Below are 12,094 nucleotides of genomic sequence, written 5' to 3' on the forward strand. Positions count from 1 at the left end.
TGCCAACCCGAAGTCCTGCCTCAAGTCCACACTGAAACCATCGACAAAACGCCAAGAGCGATGGGAGCTGGCTGTCGAATCGATTCCAAACTTGCCTGCATTGGCCACGGACGCCCGAATCGTACCAACGCGCCGCCTGGGGCCAAGACTGGCCAATTGACCCACCCGGCGCCAGCAGTGCTCGGCAGCAGGTGTTCGTCATACCAGCAGCTTCCTGAATTGGCAACGTCGGGGCTGTCGTCCTGCGCGCGAGGGATCAGCATCGGGTGAACCGAAGCCCGGCGCAGCGGCCAAGCCAGGGCCGAGACCATAGTACCCGCAAACGGTTTGCGGTCGGAAGCTTCCTTCACGACCGGAAACCCGAAATACGCTGATACGCTGATACGCTGATACGCACGATCATGCCTCGGCTGCCCGGACCCTCACGAAGAGCCGCGCCGCTGCAAACCCCCTGTTCTTGAACCAACAGACCGACTCTTGAACAAGGTCGATCTCAAGGTGGTAGTCGCCGGGAAAATCCGGCGCGCGCACAGTGATTTCCTGGATACCCGAGAAAGAAGGGGCAACCGTCTCCTCGATGAAGTGTCGTGGCTGCTCAGTTGGCTGCGTTGTCGGATCGGAAGAGATCCAGAAGTGCCCGAGATAAATCCCGAACGGCCTGACCGAATGATCCCTCGGACTCAACCAAGCAAACTGACTATCATTGATCAATTCCACCCGCAAACAGATCCTGCTGGAAGGTTCGACCACGCCCACATCGTGCTCCACAACAACTGCGCTGCCCTGAAAGGCGCTCTCCGGCAGCGCCTCGCCATAGGGATATGGCCGCGCCGCGTCGCCCATGATCCGAGCGTGCGAGTCCAGCTCCTGGTCCGCCAGGGCGGCCAGCGCCCGGTCGACCCACCGATCGCCGCGCAGCGTGGCGCGAACGTCGATCCTATGCAATTCGCTGCATAGCGGGGACTCGACGTCCACCTTCATACTCGAAATGGCATGCGCCACGCGGTCGCGGAAATCGGAAAAGACACAATGGCTCCGCAGCATCTCGGCGTACGTTTCGGTCGCGGGAAAGGGATCCAGTGCGGGGTGTCCCGCCTGGTCCACGCACTCTTCCGCCCAGTCGGAAAAAAACTGCGAATCACGCACCATGTGCAGCAGCAGGTCCGCCAGCGACCCTGGGCACTCCGTGTCGGGCAATACCTTCTTGACACAGGGAGGGAGTTCGGCGTACCAACCGTGATCCGACACGATGACTGGCAGTCCAGCCTGCAAGGCCTTGCACACCACAGCCGACGCTTCTCCCATCGTCGGTTGCCGCAAGGCGATCATCAGATCGGCACGTTCGAACACCTTCCAGAACTGCTCGTCATCGACATGGCCATGATTGATCAGTCGAACATTGTCCAGCGCCTGAATTGCCTGCAAATGAACCAAAACAGCCGGATCCACTTCACCCGCGATCTCCACGATGAGGGGCTCTTCCAGGCCGGTATCGATCGACGAAAGTGCGCTGGCAATCCAGTCGAAACGACGGTTCCCCTGCCCCCCCCCCATGAGCGCGATGGTCTTCAATCGCCCCCGGACGCGATGCGGCGCCACCACCGGATACAGTTGGGGTACGACCTTTACCGGCAGCCAGGGGAAGACCTCGGCGATCCTGTTCGCCGTGTAGTGGGAATGCACTATCACTTCGGTGGCGAACTTCGTGACTACCTCATGTAGCGGATAGTGCACGACCTCATCACGGTTCCAAATCGGAAATCCGCTGCGCAGCGCAAGGGCCGCGGACCTGACCTGGTCCGGTGATTGCCACTTCGCCAGCAACTCGACATAGTCCCCGTTGGTCAGGCGCCCCTCCTTGTCCAGCACGCCCGCAGTCATGTGATGCAACACCAGATCGTGCAGGTGCACGATGCCTGGTACCACGGCCATGAGCGGAAGCATCCAGCCATGGAACCCAGGATGATTGCCCATCTGGTAAACCACGGCATCCGCAGAGCGCAGCGTGCCTAGCACGTGCGACACCCCTCTACGCTTCATGTCCGTCTGCGTCACCGGATCAACGTGCAGCCCACGATCGCGGAGCATTTCCACGAGGCCGGCCGTATACTCCGCAATCCCCGAACGCTCGGGAGGTTGCGGTCCAACCATCGCAACTCGAAACGGCATGCTCAAAGCCGGGTCTCCAAGAGATTACGTATCACCCGGTCCCATGTGATGGTTGTGCTGAGCTGATGCCCTGCGTCTGCCAGCTCCCTAAGTTCTGCCGGTTGTTTGGAATAGCACGCAATCAGGCTCTCGGCGATCGCCTCCGGCGTAGGGCTTGTCACCCAGCCGCTACCGGTCGACTGGACGATTCGGCCGACTTCGCCGCTGTCGTCGACAGTGATCACGGGCTTGTGTGCCGCGAAGCTTTCCAAAGTCGCGAAACCGTAGTCCTCGTCGACGGGAGAGTAGAAGACCGCACGACAGTTGGATATCAACTCAAGCAGCTTCTCATCCTCGACGAAACCCGCGAGTTCCACCCGATCCTCAACGCCCAGCTGATGCACAAGCGGCGCCAGAGATCGCGCATACTCGCCCGCACCGGTGCCTGCGATGACGACCCTCGCATGAGGCACGTGCTGTACCGCACGTATCAGCAGATCGGGCCTCTTCATCGACTCGAGTCGACCGATGCACAGCACGTAGTTTCCATAATCGCCCGGCTGGATGAACGGAGCGAGCTTGGAGGGGGGATACAGCACGTTGGACGCCAGCCCGCAATACTGCTGCAGACGGTCGGTAACGGTCTGGGAGATCGTGTAGCGCGGATCGATCTCCGCCAACAGTTCTTTATCCGAGGCGCGGACGGCATCACGCAGCGCCATGTCCCTGGCGGTGAGGTGGGGAATGTCGAAGCGCGTCCGTTCCAGGTCATAGAGGACCCGGTGCTGATGCACGAGCCACAGCGCCTTGTTCGAATGCGCGGCGGCATAAGTCGGAAACTTCGTGCAGATGCACAGGTCGATCTTCTGCCCGTTGCTTTCATTCAGATCAAGCAACCGCCACGACAGCATCGAGGACAGGATCTCGGATTCCGGATACCACTTGTAAGGCAGCTGCACCAGCTCTGCGACGACGCTGCGCCCCTTTCCCCACAGATTGATCTGCCGGACCAACTCCTCATTGAGGAGCTCGGCGCCTCCCCGAACGAACGGCACTTGCGCGCCAAGCACGACGACTCTCTTCAAGATCATTCCCTCTTCGATGATGTCCTTACCACTGCAATTATTCTTCGCAAATCGTCACCGCGACTTCCTGATCCGACTGCCAAGCTGATCAAGTGCGGCCAGCCTCTTCTCTAAGGCCGCGTCGGCCGGGGTGGGCAGCCCCGCATCCGCAACGGCGGCATCTCCTCTTGCCCCGATCGGGCGCGACCGAACAAGGGCCGCTCTAGGGCGCCCGAGCACGGCCGTGGAGAACCACCTCAAGGGCGCGGTGACGCGCCATGAACGACTGTCGTGAATGCTTGCAACCTGCCGCTCGAGGGCTTCGACGGCAAACTCAAGCTCACGAATGCGATTGCGGGCCGACTCGACGGTGTGGACCCGCTGCGAAAGATTCACATGCAACTCCTCCAGCCGCCGCCTGTCATGGCTGCGCGAGGTCTCCGACCGTTCGGCCCTTTGCAGGTGCGATGCGATCTTCGCCTGGAGATCTCGTATGGACGCCTCGTGCTGATCCTTCAGAAGCCGCCCACCAGACGCCGCCACCTGCAGCGCATCGCGCTCCGCCGTCAGACGTTCCACATCTGCAGCAAGCAGTTCGGCCAACTCGCGCGCACGTTGGTGTTCCTCCAGATCCATTTCAAGTTCCACAATCCGCGCGGACAGACTTACATTGCTCTCTTGCGACTTGTACGCACGGAACTCCAGCGCTCGAGACAATTCTGCCAATCGCCGACCGCTCTCCTCGAGATCGCGATGGCGGGTGTTGGCCATCTCAAGCTCCAGCTGCATCGCAGCGACCTTTTCCTGGCTTCCAAGCTCCTCAATCCGCGCGGATAGACCTGCGTTGCTCTCCTGCGTCTCGTACACGCGGGACTCCAGCTCCCGCGACCACTCTACCAGCCGTCGACTGCGCTCCTCGAGATCGCGATACCGGGTGTTGGCCATCTCAAGCTCGAACTGCAGCGCAGAGACCTGCTCCTGGCTTTCCTGCGCCTTTCTACGGATCTCGTCCAACGAAGCCGCCCGCGTAACCAACTCGATCCGGTCGTGTTCGCTCTGCGTCTGCAGCAAACCAAGGCGCGAGTTGTAACTGAGCAACGCGCGTTGCAGACGCGTGTAAATGCCGGCCCATTCCGGAGCGGCCATGGATGCTGGACTCGACTCCGACAAGCAAACCTGGAGCTCGGCGAATGTCCAGCCCCGTTGATTCTGACCGAACAGGCGTATGCAGGCGTTTCGATAGCGATCCGGAAGAGTCATGAAATCGAGAGCGGGTTCGCGACCAGGAGTTGACGGCACGATACGACGGTCCACGATTTCCTTGACCGTGATCAGGAAAGACAGCAAAAGATCACCAAGCCAGGAACAGTCCTCGGGCGCGTCGGAGATCGCTCCGTAATCGATCAGGACGGCACGCCCATCTTCGGAAACTAGCACGTTCCAGCAACGCACATCGTTATGGTAAAGACCCGCCCTTTCCAGGATGACCAGCTGCTCCAGCAACTCCGATATAACGCGGTCGGCACTGTAAGGCGATCCATCGTCGATAAGCTCGGACAACAGCCGCCCTTCCGTCTTCTCCCTGACAAGCCACAGATCCGACGAGTCGTTGAGCGCATTAATCAATCTGGGAGCTGGATAGGAGTGCGGCGGATTCTGTAGAAATCCGACCTCGTTGTTGAATTCCTGCAAGTTGATTTCCGCCCTGCCCCCTAAGCCCAGCGTCATCTTCTTTACGAACACGTCCTTGCCGAAGTAGTAGCGCCTACTGGCCTTGTGTGTCCCGCGGGCATAGGCATGCGAATCAGCCGACCATGTCTCGAATTCCCCCAAGGCATCTCCTACATACCAGAACCTGTTGCTGGCGTAGTACAGCGGCCGCGAAACCGTCGACAGGTGCGTCGCCTGTCGCGAGAGCAGCCGAACGAACCCGAAGCTGGCCAATAGCTCAGCGGGATCCTGAGGCAAAGAGGCAGCCCAGTAGAGCGGCTCCTCCCGAAGCGCCATTTCGAAGATGGCGGCGCAGGTGACGTCCGCCAACTTTCGACACAGCTCATTCACCCGTGCCACGCCCTGGGCATGCACCAGATGATGGAACACACTCAAGCCAAGCACCAGGTCGTACTCGCCAGCGCCCAACCGCTCAACCACCTCCTCGATCGTGGCGTGCTCGAATACCGCATCGAACTCCGGGTGTTCCCGAGCCAGCCCCTGGCACACGGCCACATTACGATCGAGGAAATCCACTCCGCGCACGCCATGACCGTCCGCAGCCAAGCTCAACGAAAAAAAGCCCTGTGCGCACCCCAGGTCCAATACCCGAATGGAGCGCCCCAGCACCGACTGGAGCCGACGCGCGCACTCGCGGATCAGCAAGAGCCGATCCTCGCAACCGCGCGAACTGCCCTCTGAAAGTTCTGGATGCGCGTAGATCGGCTGATATTTCTCTGGCAGCGCGGCCACAAGCCCGGCGATGTTCTGTGACTCGTTCATGACTCGTCATTCTCTTTGTTCATGGTGGCGTCCAGGAGGCTATAGAAATGCATCCACGACCTCGAAATCGGCCTTCAAGTCCATCATCCCCCAGAACTGCATGCCTCGCGCAACGTCCAGCAAGACGGCATCGTATCGACGATCGAGGGGCGTCAACTCCGCCAACGGATCGCCACTCGACACGCCGAACGATACGAGGTAGTTCGCTTCATTGAGATCAAGCGGCATGCTGAATTTGCAGACGATCACCTCGCCCGCCTTGGCCGCGATGCCCGCCCTTCCCTCGCTCAGGAGAAACGAATTCGTTCCGTACAGGAACAGACCTTCCAGCGTCTTCACCAGGAATCCCGGAATGACGCTTTCGAAATCGCCATCGAAGGCAATCTTGACGTAGAACTCCGTTCTGGCGCCACTTTCCACGCGCGACGGAAACTCTTGTCCGTCACTGACGACCATGTAATCTACGATGCGGGCGCCGCCCTGGCCCCAACGATGTTCGTTGACGTTGTAGTAGGGACGAGCGTGGAAGACATCCTCGCTTCCGCTCCCCATGCTGGATGACACGCCCTTTGCATCCGCGTTCAGCGAAGCGCTCTTCTTGCCGAATAGCTCGTCCAGATACAGGTTGGATACTTCGCGGGCGGGCCCATCCGCATGTACGCCGCCATCCTTGATCAAGATAGCCCGGTCGCAGTGCTTTACGATATCGCCCACCGAGTGACTGACGAGAATAAGGGTCGTACCTTGATCCTTGAAGAATTGGATGCGCTTGAAGCATTTTGCCTGGAAATAGGCATCCCCGACCGACAGCGCCTCGTCGACGATCAGGATGTCGGGACGAAACGCCGTAGCGACCGCGAAGGCGACCCGGACTTGCATGCCACTCGAATAGGTACGGACAGGCTCATCGAAGTACTCGCCGATTTCGGCGAACTCTTGGATCTCGGGAAGGACGGCCTCGATCCGGTCCAGCGTGTAACCCATGAGGCCCGCGGAATGCCGTGCATTGTCGCGCCCACTCAATTCTGGGTTGAAGCCCATGCCGAGTTCGAGAATGGCGGCGATGCGTCCGCGCCGGACGATTCGACCTTCGGTGGGCTGGGAAGTACCGGTGATCAACTTGAGCAGAGTGCTCTTTCCCGCGCCATTGCGCCCCATGATCCCGATCGACTCGCCGGGAGCTATGGAAAATCCGACATTCCGCAGCACCCAATGCTCTTCGCGCGGCCGGACCTTCATGCCGAACCAGCTTGCGGCACGCAGCCACTCGCTGCCCCATACGCGATACGACTTGCCCAGACCTTCGATCATCAGTACAGCGCTCACAGCGCGTCCACCATTTCCGCACTTGCACGACGGAAGACGACGAGCGAAGCGGCACCGAGCACCAACGTGGCCGCGATCAGGGGCCACAAGTCCGTCCAGACGGGGGGACGGTCGTACAGGAGCACTCCCTGGTAAGCGGTCACGAGGTGAAACAGGGGATTGAGCTTGAACAGATTCTGCACCTGTTCGGGAAGGATGTTGATGCTGTAGACGACCGGCGTCAGCCAGAACAAAGCCTGGAGCACGACCGGCACGACCTGCCCGATATCGCGCACAAAAACGTTGAAGACGCCCAGCAGCAAGCCCACCGACATCGCAAATCCCAACGTGAGCAGCATCAGCAGCGGCAACCATGCGACCAGAGGCCCCGGGGAGTGCCCCAGCGCCGCGAACACGAGAAGGATGGCGACGAACAATAGCAAATTGTTCACAAATACAGTGCCACCGGCCACGAGGGGCAGACAGATGCGCGGGAATGCCTGCTTCTTCATGAGGTTGCCGTTCTCCACGAACAGCGAGACGCATCTTCCGATGGTCTCGGCAAACATGCTCCAGAACAGCGTCCCCGCCATGAGGTAGAGAGCGTAACCGTATTTGTTACTGACACCGGGAAGCTTCGCCGACAACACTTCCGACAGAATCGTGGCGAAGATCACCACCTGCATGAGCGGATGAATGATCATCCACAGGGCCCCCAACTTGCTTCGGACAAAACGCAACCGTAGATCATTCTTGATCGATGAAAGAATGAAATATCGATAAGCCCATATGGATCTGATCATGCCCAACACTGCCACCTCTGCATATTTTTGTCGACGCGGTGCAAGGTCAGGCCCACTCCACGCAACGCGACTGGCGCCGCGGGGCGACTCCACGTAATGTCTTGCGAATTCAATCCGGCACCGGCTCCAGCTCAACCAATCTTGCCAACAGGCGCTGCGCCGCCCGGTCGGGCGAGAGCTGATCGCGAACCTCCGTACTCGCTACCTCGCCGAGCGCGCGAGCACGCGCCGGATTGTCAGCGAGCCAACGCATCGCCTCCGCTGCGCTGGCTGTGCTGGCCTCGGCCCAACGCGCTCGGCTCGAATCCGGGTATTGTCCGTCCACCGGCACCAGTTCGTAGTCGACGAGGCAGGAATTCCCAGCCGTCATGAATTCCATGTTGCCCGACCAGGCGGTGGCGATCACCGGCTTGCCCAGCGCCATGCATTCTGCCAGACCCAACCCAAAACCCTCGGCACGATGCAGCGAGACATAAGCATCGCAGCAGCGCTGCAAGGCGTGCACATGCGCCCGGTCGATCACCTCATCACGCACCAGAATACGAGGATCGCCAGCCGCCGAGGCGAGCAGGTCCCGCATCCCATCCGGATACATGTGGCCATTGCTCGACTTCACCAGCAGGCATACGTCGCCACGATCGGAAGGAAAGGCCGCCTTGAAGGAGCGCACCACCGCATGGGGGTTTTTCCGTGCCATGAACGAGTGGAAATCGAACGTGCACAGAAATACGAACCTGTGAGATTCCAATCCGAAATCCGAGCGCTGCAGGCCACTATCCCGCCACTCCGACAGAGGTGGCGGCACCCGCATGATGGGCTTGCCGGTAACCTGGCGAAAAGCATCCTCCAGGAACTGCGAAGCGACCATGATCTCGTCCACCATGTCGATCGCCTTGAGCCAGCTGGCTGGAACCACTTCCAGCTCCCAGAACCAGCACGCGATCACGTAGTGGCCCTCCATGCGCGCGCGCCCGACCCGGTCGAAGGCAGCGTCGAGATAATCCGGATTGACGAAAACGATGCTGACGCGATGAGGCAGGCGCTCGTCGATGAACTCGTCCATGCTGTGGTCCTGCCACGAATGCGGCAGCCCCAGATCAAGATCGTGCAGCGCCACCGGGATGCCTGCGTTAATCAGGGCACGCGCATACATCCTGGCGCTCTCGGCCAGCCCGAATTCCCCTCGGATATAACCAATGATGTTGACACCCGGCACTCGCGCGGCAGAGGGTTCCCAGTTACGTCTCCGCCAGGAAGTCGCGCTGGTGGGCGTCTGCTCCCAGGCGGCTGTCCGCTGGAAACGCGTGTGCATGGTTGCTCGCGCGGAAAGCGCGGCAGTCACACGATCGCGAACTGCCTGCGGGAAAAACCGATACACCTGTTTCAGGCGAGGCTGTCGGCGAATCCACGCTTGCAGGCGCAGACCAAACAATCCAGTCCGCAGCGAGGTCAAAATGCCCGAAGGTCGTTGGGAAGCCGTCATGTCACCGGCTTCGTCTTGAACGCCCGCTGCAAATCCACCTGCAAATCCCCCACATCCTCCACCCCAACGCTCAACCGCACCAGCGCATCGCTGATGCCGAGCTGGGCGCGCCGCTGGACCGGGACCGAGGCATGGGTCATGACCGCAGGATGGTTGACCAGGCTTTCCACGCCGCCCAGCGATTCGGCCAGGGTGAACAGTTCGGTGCGTTCGCAGAAGCGCCTGGCCGCGTCGAAGCCGCCCTTGAGCACGATCGAGACGATGCCGCCGAAGCCGGACATCTGCCGCTGCGCCAAAGCATGCTGCGGATGCGAGGCCAGGCCGGGGTAGATCACCTTGTCGATCGCCGGATGGGTGTCCAGCCATTGCGCCAGCTGCAGCGCATTGGCGCAGTGCGCGCGCATGCGCAGCGGCAGGGTCTTGAGCCCGCGCAGCGCCAGGAAGCTGTCGAACGGCCCCTGCACGCCGCCCACCGAGTTCTGCAGGAACGCCAGCTGCTCGGCCAGTTCGGCATTGGCGCCGACCACGGCGATGCCGCCGACCATGTCCGAGTGGCCGTTGAGGTACTTGGTGGCCGAATGCACGACGATGTCCGCGCCCAGTTCCAGCGGGCGCTGCAGCATCGGCGAAGCGAAGGTGTTGTCCACCACCACCAACAGGCCGTGCTTGCGCGCGATCGCCGCGATCGCGGCAATGTCGACGATCTTCAGCATCGGGTTGGTGGGGGTCTCGATCCACACCATCCTGGTCTTCGGCCCGATCGCCGCTGCGAACGCGGCCGGATCGGTCAGGTCGACGAAGCTGAACTCCAGGGCGGCGGTGCGCCGGCGCACGCGCTCGAACAGGCGGTAGCTGCCACCGTACAGGTCGTCCATCGCCACCACGTGGCTGCCGCTGTCCAGCAGTTCCATCACCGTGGAGGTCGCGGCCATGCCGGAGGCGAACGCGAAGCCGCGGGTGCCGCCTTCCAGCGCGGCGACGCAGCGCTCGTAGGCGAAGCGGGTCGGGTTGTGGGTGCGCGAGTACTCGAAGCCCTGGTGTTCGCCGGGGCTGGACTGGGCGTAGGTGGAGGTCGCATAGATCGGCGGCATCACCGCGCCCGTGGACGGGTCCGGATGCTGGCCGCCATGGATCGCCAGGGTCGCCAGCGACAGCGCAGGGCCGTCGCCATTGGGGGTGGAGGCGTTGTCCGTCATGAGGGGTTCCCGGAGAAGGGGCGTGATTCTAGCAGCGCGGTCTGAACGGCCCCATGCAGCGGGGCCGTTCGCGCGGGAGCGTCACTGCACGCGGCGGCGCAGGTAGTTGAGCAGGTCGATGCGGGTGATCAGGCCGAGGAAGGCGCCCTCGTTCATGACGATGGCGACCTGGCCGCGGTCGAACACCGGCAGCAGCGCCTCGATCGGCGATTTGACGTCGAGCCGGTCGAGCTTGCTGACCATGGCCGTGGAAACCGGGTCGCGGAACCGCGCCTCGTCGCCATACACGTGCAATAAGACGTCGCTTTCGTCGACGATGCCGGCCAGTTGGTCGCCATCCATCACCGGCAGCTGCGACACGTCGTACAGCTTCATGCGCTGGTAGGCGGTGGTGAGCAGATCGTTGGGGCCGACCACCACGGTATCGCGCTGGCTGTACGGACGCAGGATCAGGTCGCGCAGATCGCCGTGCTGCGGGCGTTCCAGGAAACCGTTGTCCAGCATCCAGTAGTCGTTGTACATCTTCGACAGGTACTTGTTGCCGGTATCGCAGACGAACACCAGCACCCGCTTGGGCTCGGTCTGCGCGCGACAGTACTTGAGCGCGGCGGCCAGCAGGGTACCGGTCGAGGAACCGCCGAGGATGCCCTCCTTGGCCAGCAGTTCGCGCGCGGTGTGGAAGCTTTCCGCGTCGCTGATCGAATAGGCGGTCTTGACCCGCGAGAAATCGGAGATGGCGGGCAGGAAGTCCTCGCCGATGCCCTCCACCAGCCAGCTGCCGGACTTCTCGCTGACCGTGCCGTGCTCGATGTACTCGGTCAGGATCGAGCCAACCGGGTCGGCCAGCACCAGTTCGGTGTGCGGCGAGGCGGTGGCGAACGCGCGCGACAGGCCGGTCATGGTGCCGGAGCTGCCGCAGCCGAACACGATCGCGTCCAGCTTGCCGTCCATCTGCCGCAGGATCTCCGGGCCGGTGCCGAACTCGTGCGCGGCCGGGTTGTCGGGGTTGCCGAACTGGTTGACGAAGTAGGCCCCGGGCGTCTCGGCGGCGAGGCGCGCGGCCAGGTCCTGGTAGTACTCGGGATGGCCCTTGGCCACGTCCGAGCGGGTCAGCACCACGTCGGCGCCCATCGCCTTGAGGTTGAAGATCTTCTCCCGGCTCATCTTGTCCGGCACCACCAGGATCAACTTGTAGCCCTTCTGCTGGGCGACCAGGGCCAGGCCGATGCCGGTGTTGCCGGCGGTGCCTTCGACCAGCACCGCGCCGGGCGCCAGTTCGCCGCGGCGCTCGGCCGCCTCGATCATCGACAGGCCGATGCGGTCCTTGATCGAGCCGCCGGGATTGGCGCTTTCCAGCTTCAGGTACAGCTCGCACACGCCGGTGTCGAGCTTGCTGGCCTTGACGATGGGAGTGTCGCCGATCAGGTCGAGTACGGAAGAGTGAATGGCCATCGCGTCCGGATGCATCGCGCCGTCATAGCGGCTGGACCGGTGATTATCCGCGGTATGCGCCGGAATGTCAGACAAAGCGCGGGACCGGCACGAAAAAAGCCGCGATCGCGGCTTCGGGAGGAGATGACGCGGACGGTGGCAGGCCGACGA

Annotated in this window: 8 protein-coding genes; all 8 read right to left on the bottom strand. The window is 61.8% G+C overall.

From position 1 onward, the window contains the following. Positions 1–399: 399 nt before the first annotated feature. Positions 400–2,151, bottom strand: a complete 1,752-nt coding sequence (locus FZ025_RS05530) for a glycosyltransferase family protein (protein WP_104557812.1) — start codon at positions 2,149–2,151, stop codon at positions 400–402. A gap of 20 nt (positions 2,152–2,171) precedes the next feature. Then, entirely contained in the window at positions 2,172–3,239 is a 1,068-nt protein-coding gene (locus tag FZ025_RS05535; protein ID WP_208803743.1) for a glycosyltransferase family 4 protein, read from the bottom strand. A gap of 48 nt (positions 3,240–3,287) precedes the next feature. After that, on the bottom strand, positions 3,288–5,705 hold the full coding sequence (locus tag FZ025_RS05540) for a methyltransferase domain-containing protein (RefSeq protein WP_046981520.1): 2,418 nt from the start codon (positions 5,703–5,705) through the stop codon (positions 3,288–3,290). 39 nt (positions 5,706–5,744) lie between these two features. Next, entirely contained in the window at positions 5,745–7,031 is a 1,287-nt protein-coding gene (locus FZ025_RS05545) for an ABC transporter ATP-binding protein (protein ID WP_046981519.1), read from the bottom strand. Further along, on the bottom strand, positions 7,028–7,813 hold the full coding sequence (locus tag FZ025_RS05550; RefSeq protein WP_046981518.1) for an ABC transporter permease: 786 nt from the start codon (positions 7,811–7,813) through the stop codon (positions 7,028–7,030). Before FZ025_RS05550 ends, FZ025_RS05545 begins: the two co-directional genes overlap by 4 nt. Before the next feature lie 109 nt (positions 7,814–7,922). Next, positions 7,923–9,296, bottom strand: coding sequence for a glycosyltransferase family 4 protein (locus FZ025_RS05555; RefSeq protein ID WP_046981517.1), 1,374 nt, complete (start codon positions 9,294–9,296; stop codon positions 7,923–7,925). Next, the gene (locus FZ025_RS05560; RefSeq protein WP_104557816.1) at positions 9,293–10,492 is read right to left on the bottom strand and encodes a cystathionine gamma-synthase; all 1,200 of its coding nucleotides are present in this window, start codon (positions 10,490–10,492) and stop codon (positions 9,293–9,295) included. Before FZ025_RS05560 ends, FZ025_RS05555 begins: the two co-directional genes overlap by 4 nt. 81 nt (positions 10,493–10,573) lie before the next feature. Continuing rightward, entirely contained in the window at positions 10,574–11,944 is a 1,371-nt protein-coding gene (locus FZ025_RS05565) for a pyridoxal-phosphate dependent enzyme (protein WP_046979295.1), read from the bottom strand. Positions 11,945–12,094: the final 150 nt, after the last annotated feature.

It is taken from the genome of Xanthomonas hyacinthi, assembly GCF_009769165.1.
Lineage (GTDB): Bacteria > Pseudomonadota > Gammaproteobacteria > Xanthomonadales > Xanthomonadaceae > Xanthomonas_A > Xanthomonas_A hyacinthi.